Source organism: Streptomyces sp. Y20, assembly GCF_043195475.1.
GTDB lineage: Bacteria > Actinomycetota > Actinomycetes > Streptomycetales > Streptomycetaceae > Streptomyces.
Genome location: NZ_JBIDDP010000017.1, coordinates 1 through 20,455, shown reverse-complemented (window position 1 = coordinate 20,455; position 20,455 = coordinate 1). Strand labels below are relative to the sequence as shown.

General features: G+C 70.8%; 18 protein-coding genes, 1 rRNA gene and 1 riboswitch. Of the genes, 7 read left to right on the top strand and 12 right to left on the bottom strand.

The genetic code is table 11. The features are described 5' to 3' along the window. Positions 1–17 precede the first annotated feature (17 nt). The 6 genes from ACGFT1_RS31585 to ACGFT1_RS31560 all read left to right on the top strand — a co-directional run bounded on the left by ACGFT1_RS31585 (position 18) and on the right by ACGFT1_RS31560 (position 6,145). A complete protein-coding gene (locus ACGFT1_RS31585; protein ID WP_373912397.1) occupies positions 18–1,976 on the top strand; it encodes an amino acid transporter in 1,959 nt (652 codons plus the stop codon). 46 nt (positions 1,977–2,022) lie between these two features. Then, on the top strand, positions 2,023–2,421 hold the full coding sequence (locus ACGFT1_RS31580; RefSeq protein WP_356824081.1) for a helix-turn-helix transcriptional regulator: 399 nt from the start codon (positions 2,023–2,025) through the stop codon (positions 2,419–2,421). A 291-nt stretch (positions 2,422–2,712) separates the two neighbouring features. After that, positions 2,713–3,525 carry a molybdate ABC transporter substrate-binding protein gene (gene modA / locus ACGFT1_RS31575; protein ID WP_373912396.1) on the top strand — a complete coding sequence of 271 codons (813 nt, stop codon included), beginning with the start codon at positions 2,713–2,715 and terminating at the stop codon, positions 3,523–3,525. Next, a complete protein-coding gene (locus ACGFT1_RS31570) occupies positions 3,522–4,382 on the top strand; it encodes an ABC transporter permease (RefSeq protein ID WP_373912395.1) in 861 nt (286 codons plus the stop codon). Before modA ends, ACGFT1_RS31570 begins: the two co-directional genes overlap by 4 nt. Beyond that, complete coding sequence (locus tag ACGFT1_RS31565) at positions 4,379–5,698, top strand: ATP-binding cassette domain-containing protein (protein ID WP_373912394.1); 1,320 nt, start codon at positions 4,379–4,381, stop codon at positions 5,696–5,698. The genes ACGFT1_RS31570 and ACGFT1_RS31565 overlap by 4 nt, the downstream gene beginning before the upstream one ends. A 27-nt stretch (positions 5,699–5,725) precedes the next feature. Beyond that, positions 5,726–6,145: a molybdopterin-binding protein gene (locus ACGFT1_RS31560; protein WP_373912393.1), complete on the top strand. Its 420-nt coding sequence runs from the start codon at positions 5,726–5,728 to the stop codon at positions 6,143–6,145. 55 nt (positions 6,146–6,200) lie between these two features. Here ACGFT1_RS31560 and gcvP read toward each other — a convergent pair whose 3' ends face one another. Next, positions 6,201–9,086, bottom strand: a complete 2,886-nt coding sequence (gcvP, locus tag ACGFT1_RS31555) for an aminomethyl-transferring glycine dehydrogenase (protein WP_373912392.1) — start codon at positions 9,084–9,086, stop codon at positions 6,201–6,203. Positions 9,087–9,261: 175 nt separating this feature from the next. Further along, positions 9,262–9,356, bottom strand: a riboswitch (glycine riboswitch). A gap of 119 nt (positions 9,357–9,475) precedes the next feature. Between gcvP and ACGFT1_RS31550 the strand changes: the two genes are divergently transcribed. Further along, positions 9,476–9,865, top strand: coding sequence for a PRC-barrel domain-containing protein (locus ACGFT1_RS31550; RefSeq protein WP_373912391.1), 390 nt, complete (start codon positions 9,476–9,478; stop codon positions 9,863–9,865). On the opposite strand, the gene ACGFT1_RS31545 is transcribed toward ACGFT1_RS31550, so the two are convergent. The 11 genes from ACGFT1_RS31545 to rrf all read right to left on the bottom strand — a co-directional run bounded on the left by ACGFT1_RS31545 (position 9,769) and on the right by rrf (position 20,445). Next, positions 9,769–11,301, bottom strand: coding sequence for a DNA polymerase IV (locus tag ACGFT1_RS31545; RefSeq protein WP_373912390.1), 1,533 nt, complete (start codon positions 11,299–11,301; stop codon positions 9,769–9,771). The genes ACGFT1_RS31550 and ACGFT1_RS31545 overlap by 97 nt on opposite strands. A 69-nt stretch (positions 11,302–11,370) precedes the next feature. Then, entirely contained in the window at positions 11,371–12,054 is a 684-nt protein-coding gene (locus ACGFT1_RS31540; RefSeq protein WP_373912389.1) for a MerR family transcriptional regulator, read from the bottom strand. Between the two features lie 261 nt (positions 12,055–12,315). Next, positions 12,316–12,789, bottom strand: coding sequence for a bifunctional nuclease family protein (locus ACGFT1_RS31535; protein WP_003988851.1), 474 nt, complete (start codon positions 12,787–12,789; stop codon positions 12,316–12,318). A 155-nt stretch (positions 12,790–12,944) separates the two neighbouring features. Then, positions 12,945–13,682 (bottom strand): MerR family transcriptional regulator, encoded by a 738-nt coding sequence (locus ACGFT1_RS31530; RefSeq protein WP_373912388.1) that lies wholly within the window; start codon positions 13,680–13,682, stop codon positions 12,945–12,947. 46 nt (positions 13,683–13,728) lie between these two features. Then, the gene (locus ACGFT1_RS31525) at positions 13,729–14,559 is read right to left on the bottom strand and encodes an FHA domain-containing protein (protein WP_373912387.1); all 831 of its coding nucleotides are present in this window, start codon (positions 14,557–14,559) and stop codon (positions 13,729–13,731) included. A 190-nt stretch (positions 14,560–14,749) separates the two neighbouring features. Continuing rightward, positions 14,750–15,625 (bottom strand): DUF881 domain-containing protein, encoded by an 876-nt coding sequence (locus ACGFT1_RS31520; RefSeq protein WP_373912386.1) that lies wholly within the window; start codon positions 15,623–15,625, stop codon positions 14,750–14,752. Between the two features lie 5 nt (positions 15,626–15,630). Further along, positions 15,631–15,963 (bottom strand): small basic family protein, encoded by a 333-nt coding sequence (locus ACGFT1_RS31515; protein ID WP_003988855.1) that lies wholly within the window; start codon positions 15,961–15,963, stop codon positions 15,631–15,633. Then, complete coding sequence (locus ACGFT1_RS31510) at positions 15,960–16,868, bottom strand: DUF881 domain-containing protein (protein ID WP_373912385.1); 909 nt, start codon at positions 16,866–16,868, stop codon at positions 15,960–15,962. The genes ACGFT1_RS31515 and ACGFT1_RS31510 overlap by 4 nt, the downstream gene beginning before the upstream one ends. Before the next feature lie 121 nt (positions 16,869–16,989). Then, a complete protein-coding gene (locus tag ACGFT1_RS31505) occupies positions 16,990–19,485 on the bottom strand; it encodes a sugar phosphate nucleotidyltransferase (RefSeq protein WP_373912384.1) in 2,496 nt (831 codons plus the stop codon). Positions 19,486–19,591: 106 nt separating this feature from the next. Next, entirely contained in the window at positions 19,592–20,218 is a 627-nt protein-coding gene (locus ACGFT1_RS31500) for a CDP-alcohol phosphatidyltransferase family protein (RefSeq protein ID WP_373912383.1), read from the bottom strand. Positions 20,219–20,328: 110 nt separating this feature from the next. After that, positions 20,329–20,445: ribosomal RNA gene (gene rrf / locus ACGFT1_RS31495) — 5S ribosomal RNA — on the bottom strand. Positions 20,446–20,455 lie beyond the last annotated feature (10 nt).

The window sequence follows — 20,455 nt, the reverse complement described above, 5'->3', positions numbered from 1 at the left end:
GCATGTCAGGAGCACCGATGGTCACGACCGAGCACCCTCCGGGTACCAGCCGCCTGCGCGCCTGGATGCTCCAGGGGCTGTCCGACATGGGCAAGGGCGGTGGCCACACGGGACCGCACGCCGAACCCGAGCCGGCGCACCGGGGACAGCGCTGGTGGCGGGTGATGTGCCTGACCGGTGTCGACTACTTCTCCACCCTCGGCTACCAGCCGGGCATCGCCGCGCTGGCGGCCGGTCTGCTCTCCCCGGTGGCGACCATCGTGCTCGTCATAGTGACCCTGGCCGGCGCCCTGCCGGTCTACCGCCGGGTGGCCGAGGAGAGCCCGCACGGCGAGGGCTCCATCGCCATGCTGGAACGCCTCCTGTCCTTCTGGCAGGGCAAGCTGTTCGTGCTCACGCTGCTGGGCTTCGCGGCGACCGATTTCCTGATCACCATGACGCTCTCCGCCGCCGACGCCGCCACCCACCTGGTGGAGAACCCGCACCTGACGAACGCCCTCCAGGGCGAGCAGATGCCGATCACCCTGTTCCTGGTGGCACTGCTCGGCGCCGTCTTCCTCAAGGGCTTCCTGGAGGCGATCGGGGTCGCCGTCGCCCTGGTCGGCGTCTACCTCGGCCTCAACGTCGTCGTCGTGATCGCCGGCCTGTGGCACGTCGTCACCGCCGGCCACCTGGTCACCGACTGGGCCGGTGCCCTGACCGCGGAACACGGCAACGTCTTCGCGATGGTCGGCGTGGCACTGCTCGTGTTCCCCAAGCTCGCCCTGGGCCTGTCCGGCTTCGAGACCGGTGTCGCCGTCATGCCGCACGTCCAGGGCGACCCGGGCGACACCGAGCAGCGGCCGGCCGGCCGCATCCGGGACACCAGGAAGCTGCTGACCACGGCCGCGCTCATCATGAGCTGCTTCCTGATCGCGACCAGCTTCGTCACCACGCTGCTGATCCCGGAACGGGAGTTCAGGGCCGGCGGCAGTGCCAATGGCCGCGCGCTCTCCTACCTCGCGCACGAGTACCTCGGCGGCATCTTCGGCACGGTGTACGACGTCTCCACCATCGCCATCCTGTGGTTCGCGGGCGCCTCCGCCATGGCCGGTCTGCTGAACCTGATGCCGCGCTACCTGCCCCGCTACGGCATGGCCCCGCACTGGGCGCGTGCCGTACGCCCGATGGTCATCGTCTTCACACTGATCGCCTTCCTGGTGACCTGGATCTTCGACGCCGACGTCAACAAGCAGGGCGGCGCCTACGCCACCGGCGTGCTGGTGCTGATCAGCTCGGCCGCGATCGCGGTGACCATCGCCGCGCGCAAGGCGGGGCAGCGGGGCTGGACCATCGGGTTCGCGGTGATAGCGGCGGTGTTCCTGTACACGACCGTCGTCAACGTCATCGAGCGCCCGGACGGTGTGAAGATCGGCGCCTGCTTCATCGCGGGCATCATCCTGGTCTCCCTGCTGTCCCGGCTGGCCCGCGCCTTCGAACTGCGGGTGACCAGCGTGACGCTGGACCCGCTGGCGGAACGGTTCATCCGGGACATGGCCAGCCGGAAGATGCGGTTCATCGCCAACGAGCCGGACCGCCGTGACAAGGCCGAGTACCGCGAGAAGATCGAACAGATCCGGGCCGACAACGACATGCCCGAACAGGAGGACTTCGTCTTCGCCGAGGTCACGGTGACCGACCCTTCCGAGTTCGAGACGGGCCTGACCGTACGCGGTGAGATCCTGCACGGCCGCTACCGCGTGCTGACCCTGGAGCACTCCTCCATCTCCAACGCCCTGGCCGCGCTCCTCCTCCACGTCCGGGACGTCACCGGCTGCACCCCGCACATCTACTTCGAGTGGACCGAGGGCAGTCCGTTCACCAACTTCCTGCGCTTCTTCCTCTTCGGCCAGGGCGAGGTCGCCCCGGTGACCCGGGAGGTACTGCGCGAGGCAGAACCGGACCGGACACGCCGGCCGCGCGTGCACACCGGCTGAGGTACGGCCGCGAGCCCCAGGTCCGTGGTGCCCTATCGTGACCGGCATGCAGTCCTACACGATCGGCCAGGCCGCACGGCTGCTCGGCGTCAGCCCGGACACCGCACGCCGCTGGGCCGACGCCGGCCGGATGACCACCCACCGCGACGAGTCCGGACGGCGCCTCATCGACGGCCGGGACCTGGCCGCGTTCTCGGTGGAACTGGCCCGGGCGGGCGGCAGCGGTGAGGAGGACGCCTCCCACACCTCCGTGCGCAACGCCTTTCCCGGCATCGTCACCGCGATCAAGCTCGGTGACGTCGCCGCCCAGGTGGAGATCCAGGCGGGCCCGCACCGGCTCGTCTCGCTGCTCACCCGGGAAGCCGTGGAGGAACTCGGCCTCGAGGTCGGCGTGGAGGCCACCGCCCGCGTGAAGTCCACCAACGTGCACATCGACCGGGTCTGACCGCCCACCGGCCGGCCGGTCACGCGCCCGCCCCTTCCGCCCTTCCGCCGTCCGTGCGGCCCGGCGCCCGCCGGGCCGCCCGTCCGTCGTCCCCCGGGCCGGGACCCAGCCGCACCCGCCCGGAAACACCGTGCGAACGCACATGCAAGCTACAAGACGCTAATTGATGGCTCATGCGATGTGACAGGAGCCTTGAGGCTGGCGGATGCGGCAGTATCATCACGGCACGGCCGATGCCGGCCGTTCAGGGGCGCGACAGGTTGATCCACTGAACCGAGGAGTAGAACCGTGATGACCCGTTCGGTGTGCCGTACCCGGTGGATGCTGAAGCCGGCCGGCGTGGGGGCGGCCGCCCTGATGGCGCTCAGCGCCTGCTCCCCCTCGTCGGACTCGTCGCACGACCGGGCCGACAAGCCCGCCCGGAAGCCGTCCGGCACGGTCACCGTGTTCGCCGCCGCCTCCTTGAAGGAGAGCTTCACCGCGCTGGGCAGGCAGTTCGAGAAGCAGCACCCCGGCACCAAGGTCAGCTTCAGCTTCAACGGCAGCGACAGCCTGGCCGCGAGCATCACCGGCGGAGCCCCGGTGGACGTCTTCGCCGCCGCCAGCCCCAAGACGATGGCGATCGTGACGGACGGGAAGGGCACCGTCGGCACCCCGGACACCTTCGTCCGCAACCAGCTGGAGATCGCCACCGTGCCGGGCAACCCGCACAAGCTGTCCTCCCTGAAGGACCTCGCCCGGCCCGGTCTGAAGGTCGTCCTGTGCGACAGGACGGTGCCGTGCGGCGCCGCCGCCCGGAAGGCCCTGACCGCGGGCGAGGTGAAACTGACCCCCGTCTCCTACGAGCAGGACGTCAAGGGCGCCCTGACCAAGGTGGAGCTGAAGGAGGCCGACGCGGCCCTGGTCTACAAGACCGACGTGAAGTCCGCGCACGGCAAGGTGGAGGGCGTGGAGTTCCCCGAGTCCGCCGCCGCCGTCAACGACTACCCGATCGCCCTGCTGAAGGACGCCCCGAACGCCGAGGCCGCCAGGGCGTTCATCGCCCTGGTGCGGTCCACCGAGGGCCAGAGGGTCCTCAGCGGCGCCGGGTTCCTCAAACCATGACGTCGCTCGACAAGCCCGCTACCGCGGCCGGCCCCCGCACGGGCCGGCCGCGGCGCCGCCGCGCCGGCACGGGGGGCCGGCGCGGAGTGCCGCTGCCGCTGCTGCTGCCGGGCCTGCTGGCCCTGGCGTTCCTGCTGCTGCCGCTGCTCGCCCTGCTCGTCCGGGCTCCCTGGCGCAGCCTGCCGGACCAGCTCACCGGCGCCGAGGTGTGGCAGGCGCTCCAGCTGTCCCTGGTCACGGCCACCGCGGCGACCGTCGTCTGCCTCGTCCTAGGCGTACCGCTGGCCTGGCTGCTGGCCCGCACGGACTTCCCCGGCCGCGGCCTCGTGCGCGCCCTGGTGACACTGCCCCTGGTGCTGCCGCCGGTCGTCGGCGGTGTGGCCCTGCTGCTCGCCCTGGGCCGCAACGGCGTCATCGGCCAGTGGCTGGACTCCTGGTTCGGGATCACCCTGCCGTTCACCACCGCGGGCGTCGTGATCGCGGAGGCGTTCGTGGCCATGCCGTTCCTGGTCATCAGCGTGGAGGGCACGCTGCGCGCCGCCGACCCGCGCTACGAGGAGGCGGCCGCCACCCTGGGCGCCTCCCGCTTCACCGCGTTCCGCCGGGTCACGCTGCCGCTGATCGCCCCCGGCATCGCGGCGGGCGCGGTCCTGGCGTGGGCACGCGCGCTCGGCGAGTTCGGCGCGACGATCACGTTCGCGGGCAATTTCCCCGGCCGCACCCAGACCATGCCGCTCGCGGTCTACCTCGCCCTCCAGAACGACCCCGAAGCCGCCGTCTCCCTCAGTCTCGTCCTGCTCACGGTGTCCATCGCGGTGCTGGCCGGCCTCAGGGACCGCTGGACAACCACCTCATGAGAAGCACCGGCTCCGAGCCCTCCGACGCCCCCGCCCACGCACCGGACCCAGGCGTACCGGCAGCCGCCGACCGTCCCGCCGAACCGGCGGCCAACGGCAACCGCACCGCATCCCGGCCCCTGCACCCGGACGCACCCTCGGCCACCTGCGGCGATCGCACCCCACAAGGGCCACCGGCAAGCGACGACGAGCCCCGCACCGGTGACGCGGGGCGGAAGCCGGGCCCGGCCGGGGACCGGCCGACCACCCCCCACCCGCACCCGGAAGCCGCCCCCGACGAGGGCCTGGACGCCCACCTCGTCGTCGACCGCCCCCCGTTCCGCCTGGACGTGACCCTGACGGCCGCCCCGGGGGACGTCATCGCCCTGCTCGGCCCCAACGGCGCCGGCAAGACCACCGCCCTGCGCGCCCTCGCCGGTCTCACCCCGCTCACCGACGGCCACCTGCGCCTGGACGGCACCCCGCTGGAGCGCACTGCCCCGGAGTCCCGCCCGGTCGGTGTGGTCTTCCAGGACTACCTGCTCTTCCCGCACCTGTCCGCCCTGGACAACGTCGCCTTCGGCCCCCGCTGCCGGGGCGCGGGCAAGGCCGAGGCCCGCGCGCGGGCGGCGGCCTGGCTGGAGCGCATGGGCCTGGCCGGCCACGCGGGCGTCCGTCCGCGCCTTCTCTCCGGCGGCCAGGCCCAGCGCGTCGCGCTCGCACGCGCCCTCGCCACCCGCCCCCGGCTGCTGCTCCTGGACGAGCCGCTGGCGGCCCTGGACGCCCGTACCCGCCTGGAGGTCCGCGCCCAGCTCCGCCGCCACCTGGCCGAGTTCGAAGCGGTCTGCGTACTGGTCACCCATGATCCGCTGGACGCGATGGTGCTCGCGGACCGGCTGGTGGTCGTGGAAGACGGCCGGGTCGTGCAGGAGGGCACGCCCGCCGACATCGCCCGCCACCCGCGCACGGACTACATCGCCCGGCTCGTCGGCCTCAACCTCTACCGAGGGCAGGCCGCGGGCCACACGGTAGGGCTCGACGACGGGCCCGTGATCACGACCACGGAGGAGCTGTCCGGACCCGTCTTCGTGGCGTTCCCGCCGTCGGCCGTGACCCTGTTCCGGGGCCGGCCCGCCGGTACCAGCGCCCGGAACGTGTGGCGCTGCGAGATCGCGGGCCTGGAGACGCACGGCGACCGCATCCGCGCCGACCTCACCGGCGGACTCCCCCTCACCGCGGACCTGACGACGGTCGCCGCGGCCGAGCTGGACCTGCACCCCGGTGCACCGGTCTGGGCGATGGTCAAGGCGACGCAGACGCACGCGTACCCGGCCTGACCCCCTCGCCCACTACGGTGAGGGGCCATGAGTCTCAGCATCCGCAACCAGTTGCCCGGCACCGTCACCGAGGTGCACCCCGGCGAGGTGATGGCGACCGTCGGCGTCCGCCTGACCGGGGGCCAGAACCTGACGGCGGCCATCACCCTGGAGGCCGTCGAGCAGCTCGGTCTCGCCCCGGGCTCCGCCGTGCACGCCCTGGTGAAGTCGACGGAGGTGTCCCTGGCCACCAACCGGGTCGCGGGCCTGTCGATCCGCAACCAGCTGCCCGGCGCGGTCACCCATCTCGTGGTCGGCGACGTCATGGCCTCCGTGAAGGTCACCGTGGACGGCGGCGAACTCACCGCCGCCATCACCAGGGACGCCGCCGAGGACCTCGGCCTCTTCGTGGGCTCCGACGTCGTCGCCCTGATCAAGGCGACCGAGGTGTCCCTGGCGACGGCGTAGCGGAAACGCGAAGGTCCCGCCCGGATTCCGGGCGGGACCGACACCAGCGGCTCGCTCAGTCCTCGTACGCGTCCAGCGGCGGGCAGGAGCAGACCAGGTTGCGGTCGCCGAAGGCCTGGTCGATGCGGCGCACCGGCGGCCAGTACTTGTCGGCGGCCGAGACGCCGGCCGGGAAGGCGGCCTCGTCGCGGCTGTAGGCGTGCGCCCACTCACCGCCGAGCGCGGCGGCGGTGTGCGGGGCGTTGCGCAGCGGGTTGTCCTCGGCGGGCCACTCGCCGGAACCGACCTTCTCGATCTCCGCGCGGATCGCGATCATCGCATCGCAGAAACGGTCCAGCTCGATGAGGTCCTCCGACTCGGTCGGCTCGATCATCAGGGTGCCGGCCACCGGGAAGGACATGGTCGGGGCGTGGAAGCCGTAGTCGATCAGGCGCTTGGCGACGTCGTCGACGCTCACGCCGGTCGCCTTGGTCAGCGGGCGCAGGTCGATGATGCACTCGTGCGCGACCAGACCGCCGGGGCCGGTGTACAGGACCGGGAAGTGCGGCTCCAGTCGCTTGGCGATGTAGTTCGCCGACAGCACGGCCACCTGTGTGGCCCGCTTCAGGCCCTCGCCGCCCATCAGACGGACGTACGCCCAGGAGATGGGCAGAATGCCCGCGCTGCCCCACGGGGCGGCCGAGATCGGGCCGACGCCGGTCTCCGGCCCAGCGGCCGGCTGGAGCGGGTGGTTGGGCAGGTACGGCGCCAGGTGCTCGCGGACGGCGACCGGGCCGACGCCCGGACCACCGCCGCCGTGCGGGATGCAGAACGTCTTGTGCAGGTTCAGGTGGGAGACGTCGCCGCCGAAGTGGCCCGGCTTGGCCACGCCGACCAGGGCGTTGAGGTTGGCGCCGTCGACGTACACCTGGCCGCCGGCCTCGTGCACCCGGGCGCAGATGTCGGCGACGTGCTCCTCGAACACACCGTGCGTGGACGGGTAGGTGATCATCAGCACCGACAGCTCGTCACGGTGCTTCTCGATCTTCGCCCGCAGATCCTCGATGTCGATCTCGCCGTCTCCGGCGGTCTTGACGACGACGACCTTCATGCCTGCCATCACGGCGCTGGCCGCGTTGGTGCCGTGCGCGGAGGACGGGATGAGGCAGACGGTGCGCTGCTCGTCGCCGTTGGCGCGGTGGTAGCCGCGTACGGCGAGCAGACCGGCCAGCTCGCCCTGCGAACCGGCGTTCGGCTGGAGCGAGACCTTGTCGTAGCCGGTGACCTCGGCGAGACGCTCCTCCAGCTCACGGATGAGCGTCAGATAGCCCTCGGCCTGCTCGGCGGGCACGAAGGGGTGCAGCTGCCCGAACTCGGGCCAGGTGACCGGCTCCATCTCCGTGGTCGCGTTGAGCTTCATGGTGCAGGAGCCCAGCGGGATCATGCCGCGGTCGAGCGCGTAGTCGCGGTCGGCCAGGCGGCGCAGGTAGCGCAGCATCGCGGTCTCGGAGCGGTGCTGGTGGAACACCGGGTGGGTGAGGTAGGCGTCGGTGCGCAGCAGCGCCTCGGGCAGGGTGTCCTCGGCGGCCGGGTCCAGCGCCTCGACGTCGGCCTCGACCCCGAACGCGGACCACACGGCGGCCAGCTGGGCCCGGCCGGTGGTCTCGTCACAGGCCATGGAGACGTGGTCGGCGTCCACCAGGCGCAGGTTGACACCCTTGTCCCGGGCGGCGGCGACGACCTCGGCGGCCCTGCCGGGCACGCGGGCGGTGACGGTGTCGAAGTAGGCGCCGTGGACGATGTCGATCCCGCCGGCCTTCAGGCCCGCGGCGAGGATCGTGGCGTAGCGGTGGGTGCGGCGGGCGATCGTCCGCAGGCCCTCGGGACCGTGGTAGACGGCGTACATGCCGGCCATCACGGCGAGCAGCACCTGCGCGGTGCAGATGTTGCTGGTGGCCTTCTCACGGCGGATGTGCTGCTCACGGGTCTGCAACGCCAGGCGGTAGGCCCTGTTGCCGTCGGCGTCGACGGAGACGCCGACCAGGCGGCCGGGCAGGCTGCGCGCGAACTTCTCCTGGACGGCCATGTAGCCGGCGTGCGGCCCGCCGAAGCCCATCGGCACGCCGAAGCGCTGGGTCGTACCGACGGCGATGTCCGCGCCCAGTTCGCCCGGGGAGGTCAGCAGGGTCAGCGCGAGCAGGTCGGCGGCGACCGTCACCAGGGCGCCCAGCTCGTGCGCCTGGTCGATGACCGCCTTGATGTCCCGTACGGCACCGGAGGCGCCCGGGTACTGGAGCAGCACGCCGTTGATCTCGCGCTCGGCGATCCCGGCCGGGATGCCGTCGCTGAGGTCGGCGACGACGACCTCGACGCCGGCCGGCTCGGCACGCGTCTCGATCACGGCGATGGTCTGCGGCAGCGCGTCCGCGTCGACCAGGAACAGGCCCTTCTTGTTCCGGCCCATGCGCCGGGACAGCGCCATCGCCTCGGCGGCGGCGGTGCCCTCGTCCAGCAGGGAGGCACCCGAGGTGGGCAGGCCGGTCAGGTCGGCGACCACCGTCTGGAAGTTCAGCAGGGCCTCCAGGCGGCCCTGGGAGATCTCCGGCTGGTACGGCGTGTAGGCCGTGTACCACGCCGGGTTCTCCATGACGTTGCGCAGGATGACGGGCGGTGTGAACGTCCCGTAGTACCCGAGCCCGATCATCGAGCCGAGGACCTGGTTGCGGTCGGCGAGGGAACGCAGCTCGGCGAGCACCTCGGCCTCGGTGCGGGCGTTCGGCAGGTCGAGGGCGTCGGCATTCTTGATCACGTCCGGGACCGCGGCGGCGGTCAGCTCGTCCAGCGAGCCGTACCCGACCTGCGCGAGCATCTTGGCCCGCGCCTCCTGGTCAGGGCCGATGTGGCGCTGCTCGAACGGAATACCCGCTTCGAGTTCGGAGAGCGGAATGCGATGGGCGGTCATTGCGGAGGCCTCCTGGTCTGACGCGACCTTCGAGGGGCACCCCGGTACGGATACCCCGACGGCCTCCCCCTCTGTCATCTCGACCTGAGAGCTTCACCGGGGCCCTTGCGGGCACCGGCTTTCACCGTCGGTGAGAGCGGACGCCGTGCACACCCGCCCTGCTTTCCAGAGTGACCTCGTCCGCGCGGTACGTGAGCCTGAGAGATTCCGGGGAGGATTTGCTCCTTCGGCGCCTCCGACATGGTCGGAGGACTCTCCCGCGCGGGGTCGGCAGCCGCTGTCAGCCTACCAGCGGGGTCAACGCCTGAGCCCTCGAGTGGCCGCATCCCTGAATCTGCTCTTTTGTTGTGCTTACGGATGTGTTGCGACCACGTGGAGAGAGAGGGACCGTGCGAACCGACATCGATCCGCGCAACCTGATCGGCCGCAAGGCGTTCGACGTCAATGGCGCCAAGATCGGCACCATCGACGAGGTGTACCTCGACGACGCGACCGGCGTGCCCGAGTGGGCGGCCATACGGACCGGTCTCTTCTCCCGGGACGCCTTCGTCCCTCTGGAACCCAGCGAGTTCCTCGACGGCACGCTGCACATCCCCTTCGACCGGACCCTGATCAAGGACGCCCCCGACTTCGGCGTGGGCCGCCACCTCTCCCCCGAGCAGGAACTCCAGCTCTACCACCACTACGGCCTGGACACGGCGTCCCCGCCCAAGGCCCCGGACCACGATTTCGGCACCCTGGCACCACCGGAGGAGTCCCGGTCCGCGCCGGGCCCCTGAACCCCGCCGCCGGGTCGCCCGTCGTACCCGTCCGAATCCGGGGCCGGACGTCCGGGCTGCTCATCCGAAGCCGGTCGCACGGCCGGGGCCGGGCCGGTGGGCGCCGGCCCGGAGACCAGCGGCAACGGTTCGGCCGGCGTCAGCGCGGGATCGTCGACCCGGAACGTCCGGACCCGGCCCGGCTCGGACAGCGGCGTCTCGAAGCGCACGGTGACCCGGCCGAGACCACTGCCCTGCACCCATCCGTGTCCCCAGACGTCGTGCCGCACGTCCTGCCCGGCCCGCCACTGCCGCTCGGCCGGGGGCCCCTGCTCCGCCGGGGCCTGCGGCACGGCCTCCTCCGCGAGGTCCACCGCCCGCTCCCCCGCCGCCTGCGCGAACAGGTCCTCCTGCGTGTAGTCGGCGAGCCCGGACACGCCGACGCCGAGCAGCCGCACCCCGCCCGTGGTGTCCACGGAGTCCAGTAGCCGCGCCGCCGCCTCACGGATGACCGCGGGATCGTCCGTGGGCCCTCTGAGCGTCTCGGAGCGGGTGAGGGTCGAGAAGTCGTACCGCCGCACCTTCAGCACGATGGTCCGCCCGGACAGCCCGGCCTCGCGCAGCCGCCGGACACACCGGTCGGCCAGTCGCTGCACCTCCATCCCGACCCGCACCCGGTCGTGGATGTCCACGTCGTAGGTGTCCTCCACCGACACCGACTTGGTCTCCCGCTCGGCCACCACGGGCCGCTGGTCCCGGGCCAGGGCCATCGCGTACAGCGCGTGCCCGTGCGCCTTGCCGAGCATCCGGACGAGTTCGTCCTCGCCCGCCTCGGCCAGCTCCTCGACCGTGGTGATCCCGGCCCGGCGCAGATGGTCCCCGGTGGCCGGCCCGACCCCCGGCAGGGTCCGCACCGGCATCGGCCCCAGCAGGGCCCGCTCGGTCCCCGGCTCGATCAGCACCAAGCCGTCCGGTTTCGCCTGCTCGGAGGCGATCTTCGCGAGCATCTTGGAGGCGGCGAGCCCCACCGACCCGGTGAGCCCGGTGACCGCCCGGATGTCCGCGCGGAGCCTCTCCCCGGCCCGCCGCGCCGACTCCTCGTCCCAGGCCGCTCCCCCGGCCTCCAGGTCCACGAACGCCTCGTCGAGGCTGAGCGGCTCGATCAGCGGTGACAGCTCCCTCAGCAGCGCCATCACCTGCTCGCTGATCGTCCGGTACAGGGTGAAGCGCGGCACCAGATAAGCGGCGTTGGGTGCCAGCCGGCGCGCCTGCCCCATGGGCATCGCCGAGTGGACCCCGAACACCCGTGCCTCGTACGACGCGGTGGCCACCACCCCGCGCGGTCCGAGCCCGCCCACGACGACGGCCTTCCCGCGCAGGCTCGGCTTGGACGCCTGCTCCACCGAGGCGAAGAAGGCATCCATGTCGAGATGCAGGACCGTGGGCGCGTTTCTCACATCTCCGATGCTGCACCACGGCACTGACAACGCGGTGACGGCGGAGGGCACCGCGAGGATCCCTGGCGGTCAGACCGCCCGGTTGCGGCGCCGCGCCAGCTCGTCCGCCGGATTAGGCCCGACCAGCGTCTCCCCGGTGTCGATGCGCTCGCCGTGCAGCTGGGAGAGCGCGCCCTCCACGTCCCGCCACACCACGCCGACGGCGATCCCGAAGACGCCCTGACCGCCCTGGAGCAGCGCGTGGACCTCGTCCGGCGAGGTGCACTCGTACACGGTGGCACCGTCGCTCATGAGGGTCATCCGCTCCAGGTCGCGGAAACCGCGTTCTCTGAGGTGCTGCACGGCCGTGCGGATGTTCTGGAGCGACACCCCGGTGTCCAGGAACCGCTTCACGATCTTCAGGACGACGACGTCCCGGAAGCTGTACAGACGCTGGGTGCCGGACCCGTAGGCGGGCCGCACACTGGGCTCGACCAGCCCGGTGCGGGCCCAGTAGTCGAGCTGCCGGTAGGTGATGCCGGCGGCCGCGCAGGCCGTGGGCCCGCGGTAGCCGATCTCCTCGGACGTCATGGACGCCACCCCTCCGCCGTTCGGCACCGCCGTCGGCAGTTGCGGAGCGTGCTCGGCCGCGCTGCCGGGATGGGGGTAACCCCCGCTCGAGCGCGGCCGCGAGTCCGGGGGCGGGTACGGACCGCTCTCCCCGAAACCGCGTCCGGGGGCACCCCCAGCCGTACCGTCGCCGCTGGTTCTCACGCCGACCTCCGTCCTTGACCTGCCTTCTCGACGGTAGGCAGTCACCAGGGGCGCGTCAACGATCGCCACACTCGGCACGCCGAGTGACAATCACCCTAGGAGTGGTTTCCCGTGTCCCACCGCGGGGAAAGGCTAGCCGAATGCGCTCACGGGAAGCCGTAGGACGCTCTCACCGGCCGGAGGCAATTGCCGGGGCGGCGGCCCCGCGGACCCGCCCACCGCCCGGAAGGAACCCGGGGTCCGGCAGGCCGGCGCGGCGCCTCACTGGCTGCTGCTGCCGAAGTCCTCGGGCGAGATCTGGTCGAGGAACTCGCGGAACTTCTCGACCTCGTCCTCCTGCTCGTCCGGAATGGCGATGCCCGCGTCGTCCAGCACCGTGTCACTGCCGTAGATCGGCGTTCCGGTGCGCAGGGCCAGCGCTATGGCGTCGGAGGGGCGGGCGCTGACCTCGACCCCGCTGGCGAACACCAGTTCCGCGTAGAAGACCCCTTCCCGCAGGTCGGTGATGCGTACTTCGGTCAGCTCCTGGCCGACGGCCTCCAGCACGTCCTTGAACAGGTCGTGGGTCAGCGGTCGCGCGGGGGCCATGCCCTGCTGGGCGAAAGCGATCGCCGTCGCCTCCCCCGGCCCGATCCAGATGGGGAGGTAACGATCGCCTCCCACTTCGCGCAGGAGCACGATCGGTTGGTTGGAGGGCATTTCGACCCGGACACCTACGACATCGAGCTCGTTCACACAGCAACCCTAGGCCGTGCCCGGGACGTTTGGGTAGTCGGGCCGGGAACAGGTGCCCGATCCGGCCGCCCGGCCCCCCACCGCCAGCCCCGCTCCTGGCCTGGTCCCACCGGGCTCAGCCCGGCCCCTGAGCCGGTTCCGGGGGCCCGTGGGTCTCAGGGGAGGCGTACGCCGAGAGCGGTCTTCACGAGAGCCGCGTGCAGCTTCGTCGTGAGCGCCGCCAGTTCCTTCGTACGGGCCTCGGCGAGTGCCCTCGTCTGCGGATTGCGGTGGCGCTTGAGCGGGGCCACCACCTGGTCCACCAGCCCCGCCTCACGGTCCGCGGCGGCCTTCATCACCCGGAGGTGGCGCGGCTCGATGCCGAAACGGCCCAGCTCGACGATGAGCTCGGCCACGGTGACCGCCTCGGCGTCGTAGGCCCCGTCCTCCAGAGGGGCGATGAGCCCGTAGGACTCCCACTCCTTCAGGTCCGCCTCGTCGATGTCCGCGGTGGCCAGCAGCTCTGTCTTGCCGACCCGGGCCACCGTGGGCCTGTCCGGCGGCTCCGGGCCGTCCTCCGCGGTGCGCTGGCGCCCGACCAGGGGCAGCGGGGCGGCCTCACCCCGCTCCATGGCGTCCAGGTACTCCCGGATCACCTTGAGCGGGAGGTAGTGGTCCCGTTGCATCCGCAGGACGTGACCGAGGCGCTCGACGTCCCCGGCGCTGAACTTGCGATATCCCGACGGGGTCCGCTGCGGCTCGATGAGCCCCTCCGCCTCCAGGAAACGGATCTTGGAGATAGTCACTTCGGGGAACTCGTCGCGCAGCGTGTTCAGCACCGTGCCGATGCTCATCAGCCCACTGTCCCTGGCGGCGGTACCGCTTCCGGCACCGCCGCTCGGTGTTCGCAGCATGGACCTTCCCTGGGGGTGTCCCCCCGGACGCCGGTCCGGGGGTGGGTCAGATGCCCTGCCGGCTCGCGTAGAACACCAGCCGGTACTTGCCGATCTGCACCTCGTCGCCGTTCGACAGAGCGACCTGGTCGATGCGCTCCCTGTTGACGTACGTGCCGTTCAGACTGCCCACGTCGGCCACCGTGAAGGAGCCGTCCGGGGAGCGCCGGAACTCGACATGCCGCCGGGAGACCGTCACGTCGTCCAGGAAGATGTCGCTCTGCGGATGACGGCCGGCCGTGGTCAGATCGCTGTCCAGCAGGAAGCGACTGCCCGAATTCGGCCCCCGGCGCACCACCAGGAGCGCCGAGCCCAGTGGCAGCGCGTCCACCGCGGCCTGCGCCTCCGGGGAGAGCATCGGCAGCTGCGTCTGGCCGGTCGCCTCGGCGTCGTAGGCCTCGAGGCCGGAGATCGAGATCGTGGACGTCGTCTCGGAGGCGCGCTCGGGTGCCACCCCGGGGCGCAGCGGCGCGCCGCAGTGGGAGCAGAACCGGGCGTTCTCCGCGTTGCGGTTACCGCACCTCGTACACACCAGGACCGGCATCGACGGATCCTCCTGCCGCGGCTGCCCCGCCGGGGCGTTGGACGCGTACGGGCCGGGGGCGAACCCTCCACCCGCACCTGAGGTTGACGGTTGCCCGAAACCTATGCCGCCGGCCTGGGTAGGGTCAACAGACGCCGCGCCCTGACCACCGGAAATGTCACCGCCCGGACCAGCGACCTGGTCCCGGAACAGCGGGCGCTGGCCCTCCGCGTCAGGCTGCGCGCGATGACGGGCGGTGGCGTTGTCGCCGCCCTCTCGCGCGCTCTTGCCGAACAACTTCGCAAACAACTTCACGGGCGATTCCCCTTGACCGAAACAGACCCGCCCGTGGGGCAGGACGAACCCTGATTGCCTACACCGGCCGAGCCGGACATCTTCACAACGTCCGTATCCACCAAACAGTTTCCATCACGCGCCACCTCTTCGGTGCGCCGACCCCCCGCAAGCTCATGCCCGTACGCGACAGCCGCCATGCACCGCCGGTTCACCGGGAGGACGACCGAGCGTAGTCAGGCCGCTTCGCCTGCCGCAAGGCAGCCACGACGATCTTGCCGGACTGCTGCACGGTCGCCGTGGCCTGCTCCTTCTCCAGGGTCTGCACCACGCCCCCGGGAATGTTGAGCGCCGGCTCGAGGTCCTGCGGCTTGCCGATGACCTTGAAACGATAAGGGGCGCCGATCTTGTTCCCGTCGACGCTCACGCTCTTGCCGGAGTCGGTGAAGTAGGTGCCGGCGACCACCCGGACCCCGTTGACCTGGATCGCCTCCGCGCCGGCCGCACGCAGCTCCTGGATCGCGTCGAGCAGCATGTCCGCCTTGACCGTCCCCTTCGTGTCCTCGATCGTCATGGTGATGCCGGGCCCCTGTGCCGCCACGGTGCCCGCCAGGATGCCGAGTTGCCTCTTCTTCTCGGCGGTCTGCCTGCGTGCCTCCGCGGCCTGGTCGGAGCTGCTCTGGAGTTCCTGGCGCTGCTTCTCCAGCCCCTGCTTCTCGTCCTCAAGACGCTGAGTACGCGAGTCCAGTTCATCGAGGATGCGTACGAGATCCTCCTGACGGGCGCCGCGCAGCGCGCTGTCGGTGTCGCTGTTGGACGCCACCTGGACGGCCAGGCCGAAGCCGAGGCCGAACAGCAGCACCGCGACGATGAGTTGGGCGCGGGTGAAGCGCGGCGGCCACAGGCCCTTGACGAGCCGCTGGCGTCCGGTCAGCGGCTGCTGGGGCTGCTCCCCGGCCGGCCGGCCGGCCCCGGGCGCGGACGCGGGCACCTCGGCCGGCAGTTCCCTGCGCAGCCGGTGCTCCGGTGGGCCGCTCTGCGGCAGCCGGCTCTCCGGCCGGGCGTCGCCGTCGTCGTGTTCGCTCATCGGTGTCACGCCCGGAAGACGTGCCGGCGGATCGCCGCGGCGTTGGAGAAGATCCGGATGCCGAGGACCACGACGACGCCCGTGGACAGCTGCGCGCCGACGCCCAGTTTGTCACCGAGGAAGACGATCAGGGCGGCGACGACCACGTTCGACAGGAACGAGACCACGAAGACCTTGTCGTCGAAGATGCCGTCGAGCATGGCCCGCAGTCCGCCGAAGACGGCGTCCAGCGCCGCGACGACGGCGATCGGCAGGTAAGGCTCGACGACCGCCGGAACCTCGGGCCGGACCAGCAGGCCGGCCACGACTCCCACGACGAGACCCAGTACGGCGATCACGATGTGCCCTTCTCGCTGTTCTCGTTGCTCGGCTGCGCTGTACGTACGATCACACTGGGGGCGGCGGGCAGCCGGACGTCGCCCTCCGGGGAGATGGTCGCGCGGATCCCGTAGTTCTCCACCAGCGCGTGCAGATACAGGCCGTCGGCGCTGTTCTGGAACCTGGTGCCGAGCCGCTGCCCGTCCCCCACCGCCAGCACCGTGTACGGCGGCACCAGCGGCCTGTTGTCGACCAGGATCGCGTCACCCGCGGCCCTGATCGCGGACAGGGCCGTCAGCCGCTGCCCGTTGATGGAGACCGCCTCGGCCCCCGAGGCCCACAGCCCGTTGACCACGCGCTGCATGTCGCGGTCGCGCAGCCGGCCGGTGTCGGAGAAGCCCGACGTCTCCCGCGGATTGGACCCGTCCCCACCGCTGGTGGCTTCCTTGGCGTCGTTCACGACGAGCCTGACGCCGGGCCCGTGCACGGCGGACGCGCCGGACAGCACACTCACCAGGTCCGCCGCCGCACCCCCGCCGCTGGATTTCAGGGCCGCACGCTGGCGCGCGCCGACGTCGTCGCGCAGCTTGTCGACCGTACTCTCGAGCTTGTCCGCGTCCTTGGTCTCGCTGTCGACGCGGTCGATCAGTTCCTGGCGTTCCTTGGCCACCACGGGCGCCGCCACGCGCGCCTGGGCCGCGCCGACGGTGACGACCAGCGCCGCGAGGACGAGGCCGGCGGCCAGGCCCAGTCTGGCCCGGAGCGTCTTCGGCAGACCGCCCTCACCCCGGGCGTTCTTCCGGGCGGCGGCCTCGGCGTATCCGTCGTCGAGGCTGTGGTCCATGACGTTGGTGATCAACGACATGGAGGCGTCCGGGCGCTGCGGCCGCGTGGGGCTGCTCCGAACGGGGGGTTGCTGCGGCATGCCGCACATCGTCGCATGTCGCGAGCAGTACCTCCGAACGGCCCCACCGGCGTGCCGGACAGGCCCCCTTGGGGGCGCCTGTCCGGCACGCACGCGTGCAGCGGCTCACGCCGTTGCGGTACTACCGGCCGGCGCTGTCGACGACGACCGCCCACTCGTCCAGCAGGGCCTGCGCGGAGGCGTCGTCCGGTCCCTCGGCCCACAGGTGGGTGACCGCCTCGGCCGGGTCGGGCAGCACCATCACCCAGCGCCCGTCGGGCTCCACGACCCGCACACCGTCGGTCGTGTCGACGAAGCGGTCCCCTGCGGCCTCGACGACCCGCCGCATCACCAGGCCCTTGACGGCCCACGGCGTCGCCAGGTCCCGCTTGAGGACGTGCGCCCGCGGGATCCGCGCGTCGATCTGGCTGAGGGTGAGCTGGGTACGCGCCACGAGCCCGATGAGCCGTACGAAGGCCGCTGTGCCGTCGTAGACGCTGCTGAACTCGGGGACGATGAACCCGCCCTTGCCGTCACCGCCGAAGATGGTGCCTTCCTCGCCGCCCACGCGTGTGAGGTCGTCGGGCGAGGTGGTGGTCCACTCGACCTGGGTGCCGTGGTAGGCGGCCACCTGCTCGGCGATCCGGGTCGTGGTGACCGGAAGCGCCACCCGCCCGCTGCGCCGCTCGGCGGCCACCAGGTCCAGCATCACCAGCAGGGCCCGGTCGTCCTCGATGATCCGGCCCTTCTCGTCGACGAGCGACAGCCGCTCACCGACCGGGTCGAACCGGACGCCGAACGCGGCACCCGACGACGCGACGATCTCGCCGAGCCGCACGAGGCCCTTGCGCCGCATCTCCACCGTCTCCGTCGGCCTGGACTCGTCGAGACCCGGGTTGATGGTCAGCGAGTCCACACCGAGCTTGCCGAGCAGGCTGGGCAGCACGAGCCCGGCGCTGCCGTTCGAGGCGTCCACGACTACCTTGAGGCCCGACTCCGCTATGCCGGTCGTGTCCACGTTGCGCAGCAGCGATCCGGTGTACGAGTCGAAGACGCTCGCCGGGAAGTGGAGATCGCCGATCTCACCGGGGAACGCCCGCCGGTACTCCTGCCGCGCGAACACCCGGTCCAGCTTCCGCTGGCTGCCCTGCGACAGGTCCGCGCCCTGCGAGTCGAAGAACATGATGTCCACCGAGTCGGGGACGCCGGGCGAGGTGCGGATCATGATGCCGCCGGCGCTGCCGCGCGCGGTCTGCTGCCGGGCCACGGGCAGCGGCACGTTCTCCAGGTCGCGTACGTCGATGGCGCTGGCCTGGAGCGCGGAGATCACCGCGCGCTTGAGTGCGCGGGCACCTCGCGAGTGGTCACGGGCCGTGGTGACGGTGGCGCCCTTCTTCAGGGTCGTCGCGTAGGCACCGGCGAGCCGGACCGCCAGCTCGGGAGTGATCTCGACGTTCAGGATGCCGGAGACGCCGCGGGCGCCGAACAGGTTGGCCTGCCCCCGCGACTCCCAGATCACCGAGGTGTTGACGAAGGCGCCGGCCTCGATGGTCTTGAACGGGTAGACACGGACGTTGCCCTGGACGATCGATTCCTCACCGATCAGGCACTCGTCACCGATGACCGCGCCGTCCTCGATCCGCGCGGCCCGCATGATGTCGGTGTTCTTGCCGACGACGCAGCCGCGCAGATTGCTGTGCTGACCGACGTACACGTTGTCGTGAACGACCGCCTTGTGCAGGAAGGCACCGCTCTTGACGACGACGTTGGAGCCGATGACGGAGTGCTCGCGGATCTCCGCGCCGGCCTCGACCTTCGCGTAGTCGCCGATGTACAGCGGTCCGCGCAGCTCGGCGTCGGGGTGCACCTCGGCGCCTTCCGCCACCCACACGCCCGGGGAGATCTCGAAGCCGTCGATGTCGACGTCGACCTTGCCTTCGAGGACGTCCGCCTGGGCCTTCACGTAGCTCTCGTGGGTGCCGACGTCCTCCCAGTAGCCCTCGGCGATGTAGCCGTAGATCGGCTTGCCTTCCTTCATCAGCTGCGGGAAGACGTCACCGGACCAGTCGACCGGAACATCGGGGTCGACGTAGTCGAAGACCTCGGGCTCCATGACGTAGATGCCCGTGTTGACCGTGTCGGAGAAGACCTGTCCCCAGGTCGGCTTCTCCAGGAAGCGCTCTACCTTGCCTTCCTCGTCCACGATGGTGATGCCGAACTCCAGCGGATTGGGCACCCGGGTCAGGCAGACCGTGACCAGCGCACCCTTCTCCTTGTGGAAGTTGATCAGCTCGGTGAGGTCGAAGTCGGTCAGGGCATCGCCGGAGATCACGAGGAAGGCGTCGTCCTTCAACGCCTCCTCGGCGTTCTTGACGCTTCCGGCGGTACCGAGTGGCTTCTCCTCGTTGGCATAGGTGAGCTCCATACCGAGCTCTTCGCCGTCACCGAAGTAGTTCTTGACCAGCGAGGCCAGGAACTGCACGGTGACGACGGTCTCGTTGAGCCCGTGCCTTTTGAGCAGCCGTAGCACGTGCTCCATGATCGGGCGGTTCACCACCGGCAGGAGCGGCTTGGGCATGCTCGAGGTCATGGGGCGCAGGCGTGTGCCTTCGCCACCGGCCATCACGACGGCCTTCATGTCGGAAGCGTCCTCCTCAGAGACGACGGTCTAGCCGACTTCACCCGTCCAGATTGTCCCGCACTTTTCCACCGCGGGCCAACGAGGCGTTACGCCAGGACTTACGTCAGGACAATCGCCGAGTTCGATCGACCGTGGCGTCCGCACGCACCAATCGGCGGACTTGCACCACGTAGAGCACTCCTGCCCACCAATAGAGGGTTGTACCCCATCCGGCGAACGCCCATCCGAAAATCGCAGCGAGTGACGCGATCCAGTCTTGTCCGTCACTGAGGAGCAGGAGGGGGAAGGCGTACATCAGGTTGAAGGTGGCGGCCTTCCCGAGGAAGTTCACCTGCGGCGGCGGATACCCGTGCCGGCGCAGGATGCCCACCATGACCAGGAGGACCAGTTCTCGGGCCAGCAGCAGGCCGGTGAGCCAGAGGGGGAGAATCTCCCGCCAGGTGAGCCCCAGCAGCGTGGAGAGGACGTACAGGCGGTCTGCGGCGGGGTCGAGGAGCCGGCCGAGGCTGCTGATCTGGTTCCAGCGCCGTGCGAGCTTGCCGTCGAGGTAGTCGCTGATCCCGCTGAACGCCAGCACCAGGAGGGCCCATCCATCGCTGTTGGGGCCCCCGAACTCCGGCCTCAAAATCAGCCACAGGAACAGCGGTACGCCGACGAGCCGCGCCATGCTGAGGATGTTGGGGATGGTGAGGACCCGGTCTGTCTGGACGCGGGTCTCCTGGACCTCCATCCGGGGGCCTCCTGTGCGAAAAGAGCTGACGATGCCCCCTGACCCTACCTCAACGCAAAAAAGCTCCGGCTCTTGGGCAGTACTGCCCAAGAGCCGGAGCTATAAAAGGAGTTCGGCGGTGTCCTACTCTCCCACAGGGTCCCCCCTGCAGTACCATCGGCGCTGTGAGGCTTAGCTTCCGGGTTCGGTATGTAACCGGGCGTTTCCCTCACGCTATGACCACCGAAACACTATGAA

What these genes read in the sequence shown, in the direction of transcription:
- ACGFT1_RS31530 (WP_373912388.1), bottom strand. Translation starts at nt 13,682, where the DNA reads ATGCTGCGAACACCGAGCGGCGGTGCCGGAAGCGGTACCGCCGCCAGG.
- ACGFT1_RS31520 (WP_373912386.1), bottom strand. Translation starts at nt 15,625, where the DNA reads ATGAGCGAACACGACGACGGCGACGCCCGGCCGGAGAGCCGGCTGCCG.
- ACGFT1_RS31510 (WP_373912385.1), bottom strand. Translation starts at nt 16,868, where the DNA reads ATGCCGCAGCAACCCCCCGTTCGGAGCAGCCCCACGCGGCCGCAGCGC.
- ACGFT1_RS31565 (WP_373912394.1), top strand. Translation starts at nt 4,379, where the DNA reads ATGAGAAGCACCGGCTCCGAGCCCTCCGACGCCCCCGCCCACGCACCG.
- ACGFT1_RS31580 (WP_356824081.1), top strand. Translation starts at nt 2,023, where the DNA reads ATGCAGTCCTACACGATCGGCCAGGCCGCACGGCTGCTCGGCGTCAGC.
- modA (WP_373912396.1), top strand. Translation starts at nt 2,713, where the DNA reads ATGACCCGTTCGGTGTGCCGTACCCGGTGGATGCTGAAGCCGGCCGGC.
- ACGFT1_RS31585 (WP_373912397.1), top strand. Translation starts at nt 18, where the DNA reads ATGGTCACGACCGAGCACCCTCCGGGTACCAGCCGCCTGCGCGCCTGG.
- ACGFT1_RS31505 (WP_373912384.1), bottom strand. Translation starts at nt 19,485, where the DNA reads ATGAAGGCCGTCGTGATGGCCGGTGGCGAAGGCACACGCCTGCGCCCC.
- ACGFT1_RS31570 (WP_373912395.1), top strand. Translation starts at nt 3,522, where the DNA reads ATGACGTCGCTCGACAAGCCCGCTACCGCGGCCGGCCCCCGCACGGGC.
- ACGFT1_RS31500 (WP_373912383.1), bottom strand. Translation starts at nt 20,218, where the DNA reads ATGGAGGTCCAGGAGACCCGCGTCCAGACAGACCGGGTCCTCACCATC.
- gcvP (WP_373912392.1), bottom strand. Translation starts at nt 9,086, where the DNA reads ATGACCGCCCATCGCATTCCGCTCTCCGAACTCGAAGCGGGTATTCCG.
- ACGFT1_RS31560 (WP_373912393.1), top strand. Translation starts at nt 5,726, where the DNA reads ATGAGTCTCAGCATCCGCAACCAGTTGCCCGGCACCGTCACCGAGGTG.